Consider the following 18,972-nt stretch of genomic DNA (forward strand, 5'->3'; position numbering starts at 1 on the left):
TACAGTTTGACATTACTGTTATGGCCACAAAGGCAATACAGATGGACACAACCCGTATCGAAATGGTGATGGAGCAGATCAGGCGTCGAATCGCCGGACGCAGCCTCTTGCCAGGCAGCAAGCTTCCGTCCGTACGGGCACACGCCAAGACGTCAGGCGTCTCGGTTTCGACAGTCGTAGAAGCCTATGACCGCCTCGTTGCCGAGGGGGTGGTGCTATCCCGTCCTGGTTCCGGTTTCTACGTGGCGACACAGACCGCCCCACTGTTGCTGTCCGAGGTTGGTCCGAAGCTCGACCGAGCTATCGATCCGTTCTGGGTGTCCCGCCAATCGCTGGAAGCCACCGACAATACCGAGAAGCCGGGCTGCGGGTGGCTGCCCCCTGACTGGCTTCCCGAGGCTGGCCTCCGGCGCGGTCTACGCGCACTTTCCAGGGCTTCGGGGATTGCCCTGGCCGAATATGGATCGCCATTGGGCTTGCCACCCCTTCGGCAATTGATCACCCGGCGAATGGCAGAGAAGGGCATTGAGGCGCCACCGGACCAGGTCATCCTGACCGAAAGCGGCACCCAGGCCATCGACCTTCTCTGTCGCTATCTCATCGACCCTGGCGATACCGTGCTTCTCGACGATCCCTGCTACTTCAACTTCCAGGCGCTGTTGAGAGCGCACCGGGTTCAGGTCGTCAGCGTTCCCTACACCCCAAATGGGCCCGATATCGAGGTGTTCGCGTCCGTGCTCGCAGAGCATCGGCCACGCCTCTACATCACGAACTCGGCGGTCCATAATCCGACGGGAGCGACGCTTTCTCCTGTTATCGCCCATCGTGTCCTGATGCTGGCCGAACAGCATGGTCTGACAATCGTCGAGGACGACATATTCGCCGACTTTGAGCACGTGCCCGGACCGCGGCTCGCCGCGTTCGACGGCTTGAACCGAGTCATCCACATCGGCAGCTTCTCGAAAACCCTCTCTGCTTCAGCCCGATGCGGGTTCATTGCCGCGAAAAAGGATTGGATAGACGGGATCGTCGACCTGAAAATTGCGACAACATTCGGCGGCGGGCGTCTCAACGCGGAGCTCGTCCTCAGCGTGCTCAGTGACGGTGGCCATCGTAAGTATCTCGCGGGACTGCGGATGCGCCTTGCTCGAGCACGCCACGAAGTCGGAGCGAAGTTGCGGGAGATAGGCATCGTGCCCTTGCTGGAACCGCAGGCCGGGATGTTTCTCTGGTGTAGAGTTCCTGGTCCTCGATCGTCGGCACAAGTGGCAAGGGCAGCACTTGTCGATGGTGTCGTCCTGGCGCCCGGGAACGCTTTCAGCCCTGCCCAGACGGCAGGAGACCTGATGAGGTTCAACGTCTCACAAATCGGCAACAGCAGGGTTTTCGAGACGATACAGCGGTCGCTATCCCAATCTTGTTCGGGGGATCGCTAGATCACGCAAGTCTCTTTCGTACTTATGTTGCTCCGCACCCCGGCTGCGATTGCTGGATGCTTGCAGGACAAGAGGACTTCGCATCGGAATGATCAGATTGGGCCGGGAGGGGACTGGAAGCTTCCATTCGAAGACCAAGCGTTAGCTGTCGTTTGAGGGCTCTGTTTGACCAACGGGAGTGCGGGTGCAAGCGCGGGAAGAAGCGATAATTGCGCCTTCTGGCGCCACGCACGCCCTCCGGCCCACTCGGCTCAGGCCAGGAGCAGTTCAGCGCTTCTGTCGGCATTGCCTGCTTTGGCGGCAACGCGGCGAGCAAGAGTGTCACCGGCAACAAGGAACTGCCCTTGCTCGACGTGGCCAGCAACAGGACGTTCCTGATCACCGACTAACGAAAACGCTCCAAGCTCTTCGGGCTCAGGCTCCTCGGCAACGCTACCTCTCGCGCTGAAGCGAAAGTAGCGCCACACGATGCGCGGATAAGACTGTGGGATGCTAGCCATCACGGCGCACATCCCTTTCAGCCATAGACTCGGCCCCGCTCGACAGCGCGATCAGCGTGGTCAGACAGGGCTGCGCCGCACGCTGCGAGATCAGGTCGGTGCAGCGTCCGCCCCGTCACCTCTCCATCGACACGACGACGAAGGCCATAAGTGCGGCGAGCCAATGCGCGAGGCCGAAGAGGCAGGGATGGAGGGGTGTCGGCATGGGCATAAGTCGGCACCACCATGGTTACGCGATAAGCAGAAGGGAACGGCGCGTCTGTCAACGAAAAGGGTTACCTTATCAAGCGATGGCGCGATGCCCTGCTTGGCGCTAATACCAGTCGGTCCGGTTGCGGCGAGTTGGGGCGCAATGCTGGCACATCAGGTAGCCGGCAGGGGCTCACTTGACCGTCGATCACCGGCGTGGGGGTCAACACGAGGCTCGCGGTCGGTCGCCCGATCGCATTTGAAGACCTCCTACCCTTGTTGGATGCGCATCCCAATTCTCCCTTCAAACGCCGCAGAATTGCGCCATCGTGCGGCTATGTCGATGAGTTGGCCGCGACGACAAGCGCATCGACAGCCACGGCCCGGTCCGGCAGCACGATAACCGGATTCAGGTCAAGCTCGGCTATCGCGGAACCGGCGGCCAGCCCCAGTTGCGCCAGCTTGAAAACCAGATCGACAAGGGCTTCCTTGTCCGAGGGTTCCGCGCCGCGGGCGCCATCGAGCAGAGGGGAGAGCCTCAGGCTGGCGATCATGTCGCTGATATCGTCCTTGTCGACAGGCAACGGTCGCGTAGCCGCATCCTTCAGGATTTCGGCATAGATGCCCCCGGCGCCGACGGTAATGGTTGGGCCAAGATCGCGATCCTGCGTCAGTCCGACGATCATCTCGACGCCGGTGCCGATCAGTTCCTGCATCAGCACACCCTCGATCCGAGCCGCCGGAAAATGGGTCTTCGCCTTTGCCACCAGGCTCTCGTAAGTGCTTGCGGCAGTCACAGCGTCACCGATGTCGAGCAGCACCAAACCCGCATCCGACTTATGGGCAATGTCGGGCGAAGCCAGCTTCATGACGACACGTCCTCCCCAGGCCGCGAACGCTTCTGCTGCCTCGGAGGACGAGGTAACCAGGCGCTCGCCAGCACGGCAGATGCCTGAGCCGTCGAGCAATGCGGCCACCTGTCCGCTGTCGAGAATTCCATCCTGCTTCAGCGCGCCTTGCTGGCTGGCCGACAATGCTGCTGCATCCCAGGAGCGGCTGCGGAATGCCGCCTTTGCGGCCTCGTAGTCAGCGTGCGCGCGCATGGCGCGGAAGCATTTGCGGAATGAGCGGAAGATCGGCACGCCTGACTTGACCAGGTCGCGATAGCCGGGACTGTCGGTCAGCACCGACCCCCACACCGCGACCACAGGCTTGGGCGAACGTGGTGCGAAAGCCAGCACGTCGGCGGCAAAGCTGTCGGACAGCAGGCCAAGGGCCGCCGTCAGCCCGACCACGATGACATCGACGCTTGCGTCGGCGGCAATGGCTTCAAGCACCTCGATACGCTGCTGCTGCGGGGCAGCGATGACAAAGCCGCCGCCATTGTCGATCGGATTGGAGACGGTGACGTAATTGGGCAGGTAGGCGTAGAGCTTTTCGATCGTCGCCTGCGACAGATCGGGAAAGCTCACGCCATAGCTGTCGGCCAGCTCGGCCATCAGCGTCGTCGAGCCTCCCGAAACCGAGTAGAGCGCACAGTTCGGGCCGGTGCCCGCCGGCAGCTTGGCGAGCAGGTTGACCGTCTCGAGCAACTCGTCCAGATCGCGGACCCGGATCACCCCATACTGCCGGAACAAGCCGTTGATGACCGCATCCGCTCCAGCGAGGTGGCCTGTATGCGACGCGGCCATGCGCGCACCACGCTCGGTCGATCCCATCTTGAGCATGACCACTGGCTTCTTCATTGCATTGGCAGCCTCAAGCGCCAGCCTGAGCTTGGCGATCGACTTGAAGCCTTCGACATAGGCTGCGATGACCGCCGTCTGCGGATCATGGGCAAAGTAGTTGATGAAGTCGGCAACCTCGAGATCGACCTCGTTGCCCACCGTCACCCAACGCCGGAAGGCAGCACCCATGGCGATGCCCTCGACGATGGGCCGGCCGTTGAAGCCGCTCTGGGTGACCAACCCGACGAGGCCGCCGCGATGATGCTCCGGCACGGGAAACTGCTCGAATGTGTTGTCGTTGGTGTTCGGCCCGATGACACGCACGCCATGTTCACGTGCGGCCTCGGCGACCTTGGCCTCAAGCGCGGCACCCTCGGCACCCACTTCTGAAAAACCGGAGCTGAAGACGATGACATCGCGCACGCCGCGACGACCGCAATCGGCGATTACCTGCGGAACGATCGCCGGCGCCACCTTGACCACGGCGAGGTCGATATGATCAGGCACCTCCGCCATCGACGTGAAGACAGGCACACCACCGGCCTCACCGCCGCGCGGATTGACGTAGCAAAACCGCACGTCATCGCCGAAGCGGCGAAACCAGCTATGCGCTTGCGGCGACGCGTCGACACGGCCGACATAGGCAATGCCACTCTTCTTGCGAAACATGCGCTGGAGATCGACCAGGCTGCGGTCGAGTTCTTCGCGGGCGTGCTGGATTGCCTTTGGGATGGTCTGCATGATGTCGGGTCTTTCGGTTTGTCGGATTTCCGGGCGATTGGCCTAGGCCAAATGGCCGAATTCAGCTTCTCGGCAAGGTGCCAAACTGGCGGCGAAACGCTCTGTGCCGGCACGCCGGCGCAAGGAGAGGAGAGCGCCATGGGAACCGCGGCCAACACGGCGAGACGGGCGGAGTTGGGATTCGAGGAGCCCAACGAATTGCTGCGGGGCGTCACCAATGACCGCTCTGGCGGCGTGGTGAAATCCAGCCTGCGTGTGCTGTCCGTGCTCGAATACTTCCAGGCCAATCCGCGGCCGGCGCGTACGACCGAGATCAGCCGTGCGCTTGCCATTCCCAATTCCAGCGCCGACGACATTCTGAAGACGCTGGTGCGCACCGGCTACCTCGCCTTCGACCCGCGTCAGAAAGTTTACCTGCCTTCCTACCGGATCGTCACTCTGGCCCGGCGCATCGAAGGTTCCTTCTTCGGCGGCACGGCAGTCTCCGACCTGATGGACGAAGTGCATCGCCACACCGGCCTGACGGTATGGCTGTGCATGCAGAACGATCGCTGGGTCCAGTGCTCGGCGATCATCGCCGGCTCTGACTTTCACGCCGGCGTCCATGTCGAAGGCTTCACCGACTACGACTGGTCGACAGCGGCCGGCATGGCGCTTTTGTCTGGCAAGCCGCAGGAGGTGGTGGTGGAGATTGCCAAGCGCATGTTTCGCACCGAACCGCCGGCAAGGCGCGTGGCCAGTGTGGCCACGTTGCTCGACAAGGTCAGATCGGTTCGCAAACAAGGCTATGCCACCTCCCGCGGCTTCTCGGCGGAAGGGGCTACCGCAGTGGCTGCACCCTTCCAGTCGAAGTTCATGCGTGTTCCGGTCGCCGTCGGGCTCGTCAGTGCCGATCCCGAGGAAAGTCCCGCCACGGCGGCCTTGGGATCCGCCCTCCGGCAGATAGCTTCCCGGCATCAACGCCTTGCGGAATTGCACCGGGCCAATGACGACCTGCCTATTTCGCCGGAATGGGAATGCCCGCGGCAGCAATGAAGCCTTGGTCGACGACACGGTCTTCCGGCATCAACTCGCTGTAGGACAGCACCTCGGGAATGAGCGCGTAGGTCTTCTGCAGGCGCGCGGCGAGATCGGCCGGCATGTACAGATTGGGATCGAAGGTCAGCGATACGCCCTTCTTCAGCGTCTCCTCGGGCAGTTGCAGTTCCTCGAGCATGATCTTCATGACCGCGGGATTGGCGTGGTAGTCGCCCTGCAGGTAGGTGCGCGTCGTGCGCACCAGTGCCCGCATCACCGCCTCGCCCACGTCGCGCCGCTCCTTGAGCAGGCGCGGACCGAAGCTCCACGAGCCAGCTGACATCTCAGTCCCCTGGACGAAGGCCAAAGACACTTTGGATTCGTCGGCCTTCTGCCAGATGGAATCGATCAGGTAGCCAAAATTGACGGCACCGTTTTCCAGGGCCACGAGAATGTCGGCAGAAGCCATGGTCTGGAATTTCACGTCCTTGAGCGACAGGCCGACCTTTTCCAGCTCTGTCTGCAGGAAGTAGGAGGCCGTCGAGCCGAGGCCGATGGCGCTGGCGACCGTCTGATCCTTGAACAGGTCGACGGTGAATTTGCGGCCGTTGAGAAAGGCATTATTGGCCCAGATGCCCTGTTTCGAGCCGGGCGACTGGACGAAAAGCGGCGCCACGACACGAATGTCGGCGCCACTGGCAATGGCGTTGAAGATGGCCGCACTCGGCTGGCCGCCGAGCACGTCAGCGCGCCCCGTGGACAGGAGCACGATGCCGTCGCTCGACTTGGCGAAGGTGTATTCGATGTCAATGTTTTCCTTGTCGAACTCCCCCATCCGGTCGGCAAGCAGCATCGGTATGTAGGCCTCGACCTTGGCGGTCATGGCGACGATCACCTTCTCACGCTGCGGTAGTGGCTTCGGCGCGTCGGAGCCTTCGGCACGGGCGCCGAAGCTTGCCCCGATCACGGCGGCGGCGAATGCCAGTTTCTTCCATAGAGATTTCATTGCTTCCTCCCTGTTGCTTCTTTTCGCCGCCGGTCCTCCACCGGTCGGCAACCTCCTGGAGCGTCGTGCGTCCGAACGGACGCAAGAGGACGCCCTGATCCATTGCCCCTGCACCTCGTGCTCTCCGGAAAGCGTTCCGGATTCGGGCCGATGCGCTTGTCAACCCGCGTCGTAGACCAGCTTCCAGCTCGACCCGGCGAGTTGCCTTATGCGCGGACCACCAAACTGGAATGCCGGGTCATCAGGCGGCTCGGCGAATGAGATGACCGCGGTATCCGGAGCCGGCGGCAGTGCTGCCCAGATCCGTCTGCCCGCCGTGTCTATGTCGACGCGATTTGGAATGTTGCGCTTGAGGCTCGCCACGCGCGGATAGAGTTCGGGATCGACTTCGGCTGCCGCGCGCAGGGCCGGCGTATCGACGCCGCCCGGCCGTACCGCCACCACCCATGGCCCGGTTCCGCCGCGGCTTTCGCGTTCGCGTGCGACGACTTCGACCCAGTGTTCGACCGCAACCTTGGACGCACAGTAGGTGGCCAGCCCTTCGAGCGCTGCCACTGCGGCTCCGGAAGAGAGCATCACCAGCCCTGCCTCATAGCCGGGACGACAAGCGTCGAGAAACGCTTCAGCAAGCACGAAGGGTGCAGCGAGATTGGCAAGAACGCCCTTCTCGTATGTCTCAGAGGAGACCTTGCCGACCACGCCGATCGCTTCGGAATAGTATGCGTTGTGAATGAATATGGCGCGCTTGCCGCGAAAGGCAGCCAGCTCCCGGATGAAATGCCCACGGACGCGATCCCATGACGCGGGGTCGGTCAGATCAAAGGTGACGCTCTCATGGTCGGGGTGCTTCCGACGCGACAGATTGATGATGCGGGCATTCTTGAACGGAACGTTGCGAGCAAGCCCGAGGCCCACACCCTGCGTCGCGCCGCTGATCCAGACAATGGTATCGTGCATCAATGCCTCCCTCTCAGTTGCGCAACACGACCGCACAGGTCGGGCCCAGATCGCTCGAGCTCACGAAGCAGCAGTCGGCTTGCTCGACCTGACCGGTGGAGGTGCCGCGCATCTGCTTCACGCCTTCGGTGATCATGTTGAAACCATGCAGATAGACCTCGGAGAGGCTGCCGCCGCCGGTGTTTACCGGCAGGCGTCCACCGAGCGCGACGCCCCCATCCTCGGTGAAGGCAGCGCCTTCACCTCGCCCACAGAAGCCGTAGCCTTCGAGGGTGAAGAACACCTCCGGCGTGAAGGCGTCGTAGAACTGCGCCACCTTGATGTCGGCAGCGCGGAAGTCGCTCTGGCGCCACAGGGACTTCGCGCAGGTCGCAGCCTGCGAGCGCATCGGATCGGCCGTGAAGTAGTTGGCAAGGATGGCGCTGCCGCCATCGAACCCCTGGGCTGCGGCGTGGACGTAGACGGGCCTGTTGCGGCAATCCCTGGCGCGATCCACTGCTGTGACGACGAAGGCGATCGCGCCGTCCGTCTCGAGGCAGCAATCGAATAGGCAAAGCGGCTCGCTGATCCAGCGCGCTGCGAAATAGTCTTCGCGGCTCATCGGCTTGGCATGCATGAAGGCCTTGGGATTGCGGTTGGCATGGCTTCGGAACGCCAATGCGACATTGGCGAGATGATCGCGGGTGGCGCCGAATTCGTGCATATAGCGGGTGTACATCACGCCGACCTCGTCGACAGGCCGGATGATGCCCCAGGGTCTCAGCCAGGTGTCACGGCTGCCCTGAATGCGCTGCTCCAGTTGCGCCCAGACACGGCTTGCACGGCCGCTCCGCTTGCGCGAGCGCCAGCCGACGACCACCTTGGCCTGGCCGGTGGCAATCGCCATGGCCGCATGGCCGACGGTACCGCAGCCGCCATGTCCGCCGGCGGGCATCTGCGAATAATAGGTCACCTCCTTCATGCCGAGATCACGCGCGATGTCGTGCTGGAAGACGTTCTCCATATTGAGCGAGCAGAGGCCGTCGACCTCCGACGGCGAGATGCCGGCGTCGTCGAGCGCCGCCTTGATCGCTATGCAGGCAAGCTGCTCCTCGCTTTGCACCATGGCCTTGCCAAAGGCGGTCTCGCCAATACCGACAATCGCAGTCCGGTCCTTGAGGGAGATCATATCGCTCATGGCTTCAGGCTCTCGGAAACGCGCGGCATCCAGCGCGGCAGGGTGATGTCGTCGGAGACGGCAGCAAAGGTGACGTCGACTGGCATGCCGATGCGGATTGCCGAAACTGGTACGCTGTTGATGGCAGCGTTGGGTGCCGCAACCAGGCTGCCGACCATGCGGATATGCGGATGGTCTTCGAATTCGACGACGATCATTGGATACGGCACCACATCCTGGAAACCAGGCAGCGTCGGACCATGCGCAACACCGTACGACCAGACAGAACCTCGACCGGACGTTTCGGCCCATTCCGTCTCGGCATGGGCGCAGGCGGCGCAGAACGGATGTGGTGGAAACTGACAATGGCCGCAGGCCTTGCAGCGCTGGACGACGAGGCGCCCTTCGCGTGCCGCGTCCCAGAAGCCCGCCGTGTCGGGATCGTCAGCATAGGGCAAAGGGATGGCTGTCATGGTCTTGTCTCTGTCGGAATGCGGGGAACCGGCAATTCAATCGCCTCGAGCACCGGATCGCCTGAAAGCGCGACCTGGACGTCGACCTGTCGGGCGCAACCGGGACAATAGAAATGGCGGATGCGGAAGCGTTCGCTGCCGGGATAACGGTCGGTGATGGCGGATCGCTCGCCGGCGACGGCTTCATGGACGGCAAGGGATGCGTAGATGTCCGCGCCAGCGTCGCAGATACCATGGCCGCAGACGGCGCATACGACCTGCTCGCCACCGGAGACTGCGACGGCCCGGAAATGGCTGGACAGGCGACGTCCGCTGACCGGACCTTCAATCGTGCGCGGATCGCGACCGCCGAGCCGAACCTTGAGCCGTGCTTTTCGCGCGGCCTCCGACGCGTCACGGTCGATCTCTACCTGGTCGCCGTCGAGACGCAGGACCACGCCAAAGTCGCGCAACGCATTGCCCACACTGACGAGACCATCGAGCACATCCATGGCAACCGCAGCCGGATCACGTTCGAGCGGATCGCCAAAGCCGCCGCCCCCTTGCGAGGACGTGACCAATATCTGATCCGGATAGAGCCTGGTTGCAGCATCCGGCAGCCGAAAATCAGTGGCATCCGCAAGCTCCGCCCAGCCGCTTGAAACGGCCACCGGCCCGTCACAACTCATGATGGCGAAGCCGCTGGGCAAACCGGGTTCACCGCCTGCTGCGCCCATTGTCGCCGGATGCTGCAAGCCTTGCGCCATGGACAAGAGTGCGATCGATCGGTCGGTCTGGTGCGGGCGATAGGCATGCATTGCGCCGACGCCACCGCGTCGCATGCCGGGTCCGCCGGAATCGGCCAACTCGCGGCGCGTCAGATAGAGCACGGGATAGTATGCTTCGTTGGTTTCGAGGTTCGACGGCGTCGCGCCCGGCGATGTCGCCGTACCCGACGTGTCGCTCCCGTCGGCATGGACGGTGGCGCCGCCGCCGCCGCTCAGCTCATCCAGAAACAGCGTGGTGAACGGGGTGCCGTCGCGCCGGTGTCCCGAAATCGACATGCCGCCGGCGCCCGAAGACTGCGACGAGGCCATGGCCATGTGCGCATGCGCCGCCGAACCGTCCAGCAGGCGCGCGAGGCAACCGCTGACGCAGTTGCGGATCGCTTGTGCCGAGGTGCCTGTGCTCATCGCGACGCCGGCCGGCCACTCGGCATCGACGATCGAGCCCTTTCGGGTGCATATGTCGATGGTGCGCCATATGGCGCCGGGCATCCAGGGCAGGCCCTGGCAGATGTGGACGAGCACCGCCGCCATGGTGAAGTTGGCCAGCGTCGGATAGGTGGAGTTGACCGCGCCAGGAGCCTGGTCGTCGCTGGCGGTGAAGTCGAAGCTGAGCTTGTCGCCTGCCTTGGTCATGGCGAGGCGGACCGCGTAGACTTGGTTCGGCAAATAGTCGGCGCCGCAACGCTGCTCATGCTGAATGAACGAGTTCTCGCGCCAAATGCCATCTGGCAGCTCAATGAGGCGGCGCCGGAAGGCTGCCTCCGTCGAAGCAAGCAGCCTGTCCATCGCGTGCACGAGACCATCGGTGCCATAGGCGGCGCAGAGTTCCAGCACCTGACGTTCGGATGCGCGGTTCGCCGCGATCTGGCCGAGCAAATCGAGCGCGTTGAGCTCGGGTGTTCGGGTGCGGGCAAGGTAGTCGCGCTCGATGTCGCGGCGGACGCTGCCTGCCTCGACGATCTTGACCGGCGGGATCGGGATCGCTTCGTCGAAGATCGAGCGGGCTGCATAGTTGAAGCCGCCACTGACCGGGCCGCCGACATCCGGTTCGTGCACCGTCGACCCCGCCCAGGCAATCAGCCTGTCGCCGTGAAAGATCGGTGCCACCAGCGTCACATCGGGCTGATGCAGCGTCCCGAGATAGGGATCGTTGGTAAGAAACTGGTCACCGCGACCAATACCCGGGTTTTCGCCATAGCGATCGAGGATGTCGCGAACGATAAGGTTGAGCGATGTCGACTGCACCAGAATGAACTTGCTGCACGAGATCACGGTGCCGTCGGCCGTCATGATCGCGGTGTTGAAATCACTCGCCTCGGAGGCGATCTGCGAACCCGAGACACGGACCAGCGTCTCGCCTGCATCCGCGTTGATGGCTTCAAGTCGGTGGCGGATGATTTCGAGCTCGATCGGACCGATTGTCATGCGAATTCCCCGATGCTGGGCGAAGGCGAGCGCTTGTGCACCGCAGGCACGGTCATGGTTAGGTTGCCGTCCACGTCGGTCGTCACCGTCTGGCCGGGATAGATGACTGCCGTTGTCTGGTCGGATTCGATGAAGGCAGGTCCCGATATCACGACACCCACGCCAAGCTCGGCCCACAGGAAGACCGGCGTCTCCTGCTCACGCCCCCCGAACCAGGCCCGCCGTTGCCGGCTGGGCCGGAGCGCGCCGCGCATCCCCGTCGGGGCGCTGTCGGGCATGACGATCGGCATACGCGCTTCAACGACGACGGCCGCAAGTTCGATCGTGCTTTTTGCATGGGCCGAACCCCGACCAACGATCTGCTCGTAGCGGGACCGGAACGCGGCCTCGGCAGCGGCAATCTCGGCTCTACCAAGCCGTGACGACGGCACTTCGATGTCGATCCGGTGCAGCTGGCGAGAAAATTTCAGACCGATCTTGCGCCGTATCTCAACGGCACCTGCCAGGCTCGCCTCCGCCAGCCCCTCGAATTCGCCTCGGGCGCGCTGCTCAAGCCGACCGAAGGCGTCGATCTCGCCATCACGGAAGTCCTGCAGCGGCCGGGCGGGCAGCTCGATTTCATAGGAGGTCCGCATGTCGCTGGAGGCTGCCCCCCAGGCGGAGAACTCCGGCGCCAGCCGCGGTATGACGATTGCCTTCACACCGATCTCGGCGGCATAGCGCCCGACATGCTGAGGTGCTGCCCCGCCATAGGCATAAAGCACGAAGTTGCGAGGATCATGGCCGCGTTGCACGCTGGCGCGGCGGACGAGATCGGCCATCTGTGCATTGGCGACGCGCAAGATCCCCTCGGCCGCCTCTTCGATTTCAAGGCCGAGCTTGCCGGCAAGCGGCGCAAGCGCCGACCGCGCAGCGTCGCGATCCAGGATGAGCGCGCCGCCGAGGTGATCGAGATGGCCCAGAACGACAGCGGCATCCGTCACTGTAGGCTGCGTGCCGCCGCGGCCGTAGCAGGCCGGGCCGGGCATCGAACCGGCGCTTTGCGGTCCGACCCGCAACACGCCGAGTTCGGGATCGGCATAGGCAATGCTGCCTCCACCCGTTCCGATAGAGGCCAGGTCTATGACGGGAACGGCCAGGCTATGCCGGTCGATGCGTGGTCGGGAAGCGGTCGGCAGGGCACCACCGACGACGAGGCCGACATCGAAGCTCGTGCCGCCGACGTCGGTGGCAAGCACGTCGGCATGCCCAAGCCGCGCGCCGATCTGGCGGGCGGCCATGATGCCGCCGACGGGTCCGGATTGAAGCAGATGTATCGGGGCGTCGTGCAGCGAACTCGCGCGACGCGCGCCGCCACCCATGGTCACGATCAGGAACAGGCCCGAAAATCCCTCATCGCGCAACGCCTCGTCGAGCGAGGTCAGGTAGTCGCCGACAAGAGGTGCGACATAGGCATTCATGGCAACGGTCGCGGTGCGCTCATATTCGCCGATACGTGGCGCGAGCTCGCTCGACAACGTCACATGCAGGCCAGGTGCCTCCTCGGCAACGAGTTCGGCGAGACGGCGCTCGTGACTGCCATTGACCGGCGACCACATCAGCGCGATGCCGATCGCCTCGGCACCGCGCGCGACCAGTTGGCGGATCGACTGCCGGGCCTGCTCTTCATCCAGCGGCACGATGATGTTGCCATCGACGTCGATGCGTTCGCGTACACCGATGATGCGGCGGCGGGGAACGAGCAGATCCGGCTTGCGCCATTTGAGCGCATTGATGCTGTCCTCGTCGGGCAGGCCGTGCACCTTGTTGGAACGCGCCATCGGCAGTGTCGCCTCAAAGCCTGAGGTCACAAGCAGGCCAACCTTGGCGCCGGCGTTGGTGAGCAGGGCATTGAGGCCGACGGTGGTGCCGTGCGACAGGATGTCGGTCACCTCGAGGATTTCGCGCAGGCTCTTGCCAAGCGAGCGGGAGGCGACAGCAAGCGAGGCGATCACACCTTCCATCAGGCGGCCGTGCGTCGTCAGTGCCTTGCCGACCCCGATCCTGCCGTCGCCGGTAAGAATGACCGTATCGGTAAAGGTGCCGCCAGTGTCGATGCCGACGATCTGCATATGCAAACTCGCAAATCACTCTTCAGGACGCAGTCCACCGTCCGTCGAACGCATGGCGCTCGCCGTTGGTGGCCTGCCGTGAACGCCGGAAATCCGGCACGGAATTGAAACAATCCTGCGGGGAACGAAAGCCGCCGCCGCTCTCCAAGGCGGCAACGATTTCCGCCACTTGAGACACGTCGATTAGGCGTCGAACGGAACAAGCTGTCAAACGCAACCGGCACTTTTCCGGCTATCCGGAAAATCTGCGGAAGCGATTGTTTTGATTTCGCCTATCGGCCTAGCCTCCCGTCCGCGGATGCCCTTGGCGCTCGCTGGATTGCACTTCCTCACGGAGCGACAGATGAACTCATTGCGCAGAACCGACATATCAGCTGCCATGCCATTGGTCGCCGAGGCCCCTGCCAAGATAGAAGTGCGAGGGGTGCGCAAGCGTTATGACGCCAACGGCAATGTCGAAGCGCTTGCCGGTGTCGATCTCAAGGTGAGGAGTGGCGAATTCGTCTGCCTCGTCGGTCCGTCGGGTTGCGGCAAGTCGACGGTACTCAGGATGATTGCCGGCCTGCACAGGCCGAGCGAGGGCGAGGTCCTCGTCCATGCCAGTGGCACGCGCGCGGTTCCCACCGCCATGGTGTTCCAGAGTTACAATGTGTTTCCGTGGAAGACGATCCAGGCCAATGTCCGCTTCGGTCTGGAGATGACAGGCATGTCTGGCGCCGAGGCCGACAGGCGCGCGACGGCCTGGCTCGGCAAGATGGGCCTCGCCGACTTCGCCAATGCATATCCGCCGGCTCTTTCCGGCGGCATGTTGCAACGTGTCGCCATCGCTCGCGCCATGGCGGTCGAGCCTGAAATCCTTCTGATGGATGAACCTTTCGCCGCGCTCGACGCCCAGCACCGTCGCATCCTGCAGGACGAGTTGCTGACGCTCTGGCAAGAAGACAGACGCACAGTCGTCTTCGTCACCCACAGCCTTGAAGAAGCGTTGCTGCTCGGCGACCGGGTCGTGGTGATGTCGGCGCGGCCAGGTCGCATCATCGCCGAATTCGAGGTGCCTTTCGCCCGACCACGCGCGCCGGAAATCCGCGGAGAGCCCATGTTCGCCAAGCTCGAGCAGGAAATCTGGAACCTGCTGCGAGAGCAGGTCGGCAAGCACGCTGCCTGAAACAGACATCGACGCGGAGGAGGCGACGAGCATGGAAAAGACCATCGCTATCAGACCGGGCGAAGCCGAGCGCGACCCACGTGGTTATGCGCTGCGGGCGCGAAGGCAGGAAAAGGTGCTGGCGATGGCGACGCCCGTCGTGTTCTTCATCCTGTGGGAGATCTGCGCCCGCGCCGGCCTTCTCGATTCGCGCTTTTTTCCCGCCCCGAGCGCGATCTTCCTGTCAGCGGTCGAAATGCTGCGCACAGGAATGCTGCAGCAGGATGTGATCGCGAGTGCTCTGCGTGTGCTCGCCGGCTTCGCCATCGGCGTCACATCAGGCCTTGGCGCCGCCCTGTTGCTCGGCCTGTCGCGCCTGACACGCGCCGCGCTGGAGCCGTTCCTTACCGCGCTCTACACGGTGCCAAAGCTCGCCCTGCTGCCGTTGCTGCTGTTGATCTTCGGACTTGGCGAACTGCCGAGCGTGCTGCTTGTCGGCATGACCGTGTTCTTCCTGGTCTGGATCCAGTGCATGGAGGCAGTGCTTGCCATCCCCGAGAACTATCACGAGGCCGCCCGCTCCTTCGGCGCCAAGGGCTGGAATATGTTCAGGCACGTCACCTGGCCGGCACTTTTGCCACAGCTGTTCATTTCCATGCGCATCGCCATCGGCACGGCGGTGCTGGTCATCGTCGGCGTCGAGTTCGTCCAGGCAAGCCAGGGCATAGGCTATCGCATCTGGCATTCGTGGTCGCTGTTTCAGGCCAACCGGATGTATGTCGGTATCTGCACCGTAGCCCTCATGGGTTTCCTGTTCAGCTCGCTGGTCCGCTGGCTCGGACGGTTGATGCTGCCCTGGACGGCGTCCTCGACCAAAGGATCCCGCTAGATCCAACGCAGCATCCGAACTGCCCCGAAATGCGATAGCGCGCTTCGGGGCCGTTCGGCGAGATGGGCATCATTCTTCGTCTGCCCTTGTAGTGCCACCCGGCAGGGCGTGGCAGCTAGCTGACCTTTGGGAGGCCCGAATGAATTCCAAGATCTATATCCACGAATATATCGACATCATCGGCGCCAACCGGGCTAACTACTTCAAACACATGACGACCGACTGGGGTCGGCACAGTGCCGAACGCCTTCAAAAATGCTTCGGCGTCTGGGGGACGCTCGGCAGCACGGGCCGTTGGCCACAAGTGGTGAACCTGTGGGAGTACGAAGACTGGGACAGCCTGGCTGCCAGTTTCGCGCATGAGACCGGCACGGACACGATGCAGGACAAGTCGCTTGAGATGTGGTGGCTCACGGCTCAAAATTACCGCAGTGGGGGCCTCGACCGATTGTTGATCGCAGCCCCTTACTCACCCGACATAGAGCAACTTTGTGCCGACGGCAGTGTGGTCGGCGCCAAGGTATTCCTGCACGAGACAGTCAATATCAAGCCAGGCCTGGCGCAGGATTATTTGCGGCTGGTGTCGGAGCATTGGCTTGGCCAGGCAATGGAATTGGGGCTGCAGCTTGTCGGCGCCTTTCGCACCGCCATGCGCAATGATTCCGAGGTCGTGCTTATCTGGGCCATGCGGGAATGGAGCGACTGGGCTCGCGTCGGCATGGCCGAAGACGGCGAGCCTTTCCGCACATGGCGCGCCAGGACCAAAGACATTGCGATCGACTGGGTCGGCCACCTGATGTGTTCGGCACCCGCCTCTCCATTCAAGACTGGAGTCCAGCCCTAGCAGGCGGGACGCCCGGCATTCCAGCGCCACTGCGCGCTTGCCGCGTCGGCGGGATTGATTGCGAGCACTCCTAGTCTACCAAATGCTGTTGGCTTTGAACCATCGCAATGGCTGCTTTCCACACCGACCTAGTGGTGTGCCAAGGCTGTCAGCCGATGACTGGAAATTGCAGCGTCTGCCTGAACGGCGAGAATGGGCGCAGGTCATTCACGAGCTAGCCTGTGTGGATCAGTCGACAGTCTTTCTTCCCATCTCTTTCGCGGCGGCTTACCATGCCTTTTGGCATAGGAGGCTTCGATGACATCAAGCTTCAACGTGCAGGATGCGGCCGGCTATGAGCAGTTGATGGGCCGCTGGAGCCAGAAACTCGCAATCCCCTTCATCGACTTTGCCGGCCTCGCCGATGGCGAGAAAGTGCTCGACGTCGGCTGCGGTACCGGCAGCCTGACCTTCGTGCTGGCCAAGGCGGCAAATCTCGGGGAAATCGCGGCCATCGACTTCTCGCCGGTCTTTGTCGCAGCGGCTCAGGCGCGCAATACGGACCCGCGCATAAAGATCAGCCAGGCCGATGCCTGCGCCCTGCCCTTCCCGGACAAAAGCTTCGACCGAACGCTCGCGCTTTTGGTGCTGCATTTCGTGCCCGAGGCGCCCAAAGCGATCGCGGAAATGGCCAGGGTAACGCGGCCAGGCGGGGTGGTCGCAGCCACGGTGTGGGATCATTGTGGTGGCATGCCCGGCATGCGCATGGTCGTCGATTCGCTGGCAGCGCTGGGCGAAGCTGGCCGGCAACTGCGCGCCCGCTATTGTTTCCAGCCGATGATGCAGCCGGGCGAGATGAAAGCCGCCTTCGTCGCACAAGGACTGTCACGCGTCGAGGAATCCCAGCTTTTGCTGCGTATGGATTATGCAGATTTCAACGATCTCTGGGTGCCCATCGGCTCAGGAGAAGGTCCGATCGGCAAATTTGTCGCCACGCTCGACCAGGCGGACAAGGCGCGCGCCGAGGCTGCCGCGCGCGATGCCTACGAGGCCGGCCGGCCCAACGGCCCGCGCTCCTTTGCCAACATCGCCTGGGCCGTGCGCGGCATCGTTGCCTGAGGCCCCGCCCATGCCTGGCGATGAGCTTCTGGTCCGGGCGCGGTAAAGGGCTTCCTTGGAAGCGCCGGGGAGAAGATCCCCACCCCGGCCCTCCCACAAAGGCGAGGCAGAAGGTCCCTCAGCCCACATCCAGCACGATCTTGCCAATGTGTTCGCCCTCTTCCATGCGCTCATGCGCCCGCCAGGCTTCGCGCAGCGGGAAGATCATGTCCATGACAGGCGCCACGCGGCGGACGGCCAGCAGCGGCCACACCTGGGCTTCGAGTGCTGCGGCGATGCTGGCCTTGAACTCGGTCGTGCGCGGCCTGAGCGTCGAGCCGGTATGGGTCAGCCTTTTGACCATCAGCTTGGAGAAATCGGCGCTCGCCACCGCCCCGCCTTGCGTCGCGATCTGGACGATGCGGCCGTCGACGGCGGCAGCATTGTAGTTGCGGCCGACATAGTCGCCACCAACCATGTCGAGGATGACGTCAGCACCCTTGCCGCCGGTGGCGTCCTTCACCGCCTCGACGAAGTCTTCGTTGCGGTAGTTGATGGCGCGATCGGCCCCGAGCTTGAGGCAGGCAGCACATTTGTCGTCGGAGCCGGCTGTGACGATGACATAAGCGCCAAAGGAAGAGGCGAGCTGGATCGCCGTGGTGCCGATGCCCGACGAGCCGCCATGGATCAAAAGCGTCTCACCCGCCTTCAGCGCACCTCGCTCGAACACGTTGTGCCAGACGGTGAAGAAGGTTTCGGGCACGGCCGCTGCTTCGGTGAAGGTGAAGCCCGTAGGCATGGGAAGCGCGTTGGTTTCGTGCACCCTGGCATATTCGGCATAACCGCCGCCCGGCGTCAGCGCGCAGACTGCATCGCCGATGCGCCAGCGCTTGGCACCCTCGCCAAGTGCTGCCACCTCGCCCGACACTTCGAGCCCGGGCAGGTCGGAGGCGCCCGGCGGCGCGGGATAAGCGCCCTTGCGCTGCAACACGTCGGGCCGGTTGACGCCGGCCGCATGCACACGGATCAGGATCTCGCCCTCGCCAAGTTCCGGCAAGTCGCGCTTCTCGGCCTTGAGCACGCGCGGCCCGCCCGGCTGCGAAATCGCCACCGCGAGCATCTTGGCTGGAAGTTTGGCAACATTGGCCATGTCTTTTCGGTCTCCGCTGGTCCGGTATGCCCCGGACTTTAGATGCCCCGGACTTTACATGTGTTTGACCGCACTATGTATTCTGATTGGCAAATCAGGCAAACGCCTGTCCGAGATGGAGGAGAGCGAGATGGCGCTGTTCGACGACGAGCCGATCAAGAAGAAACCGGTCCACGAGATCGGCCAGGATCTGTCGCTGCTTTCGGTCGGTGAGCTCAACGAGCGCATCGCGGCCCTGCGCGCCGAGATCCGCCGGCTCGAGGCCGAGCTCACCGTCAAGGGCTCGACCAAGTCGGCCGCCGAGGCGCTGTTCAAGCGCGGCTGAAACGCGCGCCGCCACCGATATGCCCCAAACGGGTTATC

At 63.3% G+C, this 18,972-nt stretch carries 16 protein-coding genes; 8 read left to right on the top strand and 8 right to left on the bottom strand.

Annotated features, from left to right (window positions below; all coding sequences use genetic code 11):
• Positions 1-20 precede the first annotated feature (20 nt).
• Both Amn_RS24645 and Amn_RS24650 read left to right on the top strand, forming a co-directional pair.
• Positions 21-1,436 carry an aminotransferase-like domain-containing protein gene (locus Amn_RS24645; protein ID WP_286292861.1) on the top strand — a complete coding sequence of 472 codons (1,416 nt, stop codon included), beginning with the start codon at positions 21-23 and terminating at the stop codon, positions 1,434-1,436.
• A 209-nt stretch (positions 1,437-1,645) separates the two neighbouring features.
• Complete coding sequence (locus tag Amn_RS24650) at positions 1,646-1,825, top strand: hypothetical protein (protein ID WP_067957040.1); 180 nt, start codon at positions 1,646-1,648, stop codon at positions 1,823-1,825.
• A gap of 635 nt (positions 1,826-2,460) precedes the next feature.
• Here the strand turns inward: Amn_RS24650 and Amn_RS24655 are convergent.
• Positions 2,461-4,593 (bottom strand): acetate--CoA ligase family protein, encoded by a 2,133-nt coding sequence (locus tag Amn_RS24655; protein ID WP_286292864.1) that lies wholly within the window; start codon positions 4,591-4,593, stop codon positions 2,461-2,463.
• Between the two features lie 138 nt (positions 4,594-4,731).
• Between Amn_RS24655 and Amn_RS24660 the strand changes: the two genes are divergently transcribed.
• Positions 4,732-5,628, top strand: coding sequence for an IclR family transcriptional regulator (locus Amn_RS24660; protein ID WP_169808310.1), 897 nt, complete (start codon positions 4,732-4,734; stop codon positions 5,626-5,628).
• Here the strand turns inward: Amn_RS24660 and Amn_RS24665 are convergent.
• From Amn_RS24665 to Amn_RS24690, 6 genes are all read right to left on the bottom strand, one after another.
• Complete coding sequence (locus Amn_RS24665; protein ID WP_157096999.1) at positions 5,591-6,616, bottom strand: ABC transporter substrate-binding protein; 1,026 nt, start codon at positions 6,614-6,616, stop codon at positions 5,591-5,593. The genes Amn_RS24660 and Amn_RS24665 overlap by 38 nt on opposite strands.
• A 159-nt stretch (positions 6,617-6,775) precedes the next feature.
• Positions 6,776-7,573 carry an SDR family NAD(P)-dependent oxidoreductase gene (locus tag Amn_RS24670; protein ID WP_286292868.1) on the bottom strand — a complete coding sequence of 266 codons (798 nt, stop codon included), beginning with the start codon at positions 7,571-7,573 and terminating at the stop codon, positions 6,776-6,778.
• Positions 7,574-7,586: 13 nt separating this feature from the next.
• The gene (locus Amn_RS24675; RefSeq protein ID WP_286292870.1) at positions 7,587-8,750 is read right to left on the bottom strand and encodes a thiolase C-terminal domain-containing protein; all 1,164 of its coding nucleotides are present in this window, start codon (positions 8,748-8,750) and stop codon (positions 7,587-7,589) included.
• On the bottom strand, positions 8,747-9,202 hold the full coding sequence (locus Amn_RS24680; protein WP_067957029.1) for a Zn-ribbon domain-containing OB-fold protein: 456 nt from the start codon (positions 9,200-9,202) through the stop codon (positions 8,747-8,749). Before Amn_RS24680 ends, Amn_RS24675 begins: the two co-directional genes overlap by 4 nt.
• A complete protein-coding gene (locus Amn_RS24685; RefSeq protein ID WP_286292872.1) occupies positions 9,199-11,394 on the bottom strand; it encodes a hydantoinase B/oxoprolinase family protein in 2,196 nt (731 codons plus the stop codon). Before Amn_RS24685 ends, Amn_RS24680 begins: the two co-directional genes overlap by 4 nt.
• On the bottom strand, positions 11,391-13,505 hold the full coding sequence (locus Amn_RS24690) for a hydantoinase/oxoprolinase family protein (protein WP_067957023.1): 2,115 nt from the start codon (positions 13,503-13,505) through the stop codon (positions 11,391-11,393). Before Amn_RS24690 ends, Amn_RS24685 begins: the two co-directional genes overlap by 4 nt.
• A gap of 343 nt (positions 13,506-13,848) precedes the next feature.
• On the opposite strand from Amn_RS24690, the gene Amn_RS24695 reads away from it, so the two are divergent.
• The 4 genes from Amn_RS24695 (at position 13,849) to Amn_RS24710 (ending at position 17,480) form a co-directional block, all read left to right on the top strand.
• The gene (locus Amn_RS24695; RefSeq protein ID WP_263005872.1) at positions 13,849-14,670 is read left to right on the top strand and encodes an ABC transporter ATP-binding protein; all 822 of its coding nucleotides are present in this window, start codon (positions 13,849-13,851) and stop codon (positions 14,668-14,670) included.
• Positions 14,671-14,701: 31 nt separating this feature from the next.
• Positions 14,702-15,538: an ABC transporter permease gene (locus tag Amn_RS24700; protein ID WP_067957017.1), complete on the top strand. Its 837-nt coding sequence runs from the start codon at positions 14,702-14,704 to the stop codon at positions 15,536-15,538.
• Positions 15,539-15,677: 139 nt separating this feature from the next.
• Entirely contained in the window at positions 15,678-16,382 is a 705-nt protein-coding gene (locus Amn_RS24705) for a hypothetical protein (RefSeq protein ID WP_067957014.1), read from the top strand.
• A 297-nt stretch (positions 16,383-16,679) separates the two neighbouring features.
• Positions 16,680-17,480, top strand: a complete 801-nt coding sequence (locus tag Amn_RS24710) for a class I SAM-dependent methyltransferase (protein WP_286292879.1) — start codon at positions 16,680-16,682, stop codon at positions 17,478-17,480.
• A 118-nt stretch (positions 17,481-17,598) separates the two neighbouring features.
• On the opposite strand, the gene Amn_RS24715 is transcribed toward Amn_RS24710, so the two are convergent.
• On the bottom strand, positions 17,599-18,609 hold the full coding sequence (locus Amn_RS24715; protein WP_286292881.1) for an NAD(P)H-quinone oxidoreductase: 1,011 nt from the start codon (positions 18,607-18,609) through the stop codon (positions 17,599-17,601).
• A 130-nt stretch (positions 18,610-18,739) separates the two neighbouring features.
• Between Amn_RS24715 and Amn_RS24720 the strand changes: the two genes are divergently transcribed.
• On the top strand, positions 18,740-18,934 hold the full coding sequence (locus tag Amn_RS24720) for a DUF1192 domain-containing protein (RefSeq protein ID WP_067966066.1): 195 nt from the start codon (positions 18,740-18,742) through the stop codon (positions 18,932-18,934).
• Positions 18,935-18,972 lie beyond the last annotated feature (38 nt).

The sequence above is a fragment of the Aminobacter sp. Y103A genome, assembly GCF_030294925.1.
GTDB classification, from domain to species: Bacteria; Pseudomonadota; Alphaproteobacteria; order Rhizobiales; family Rhizobiaceae; genus Aminobacter; species Aminobacter ciceronei.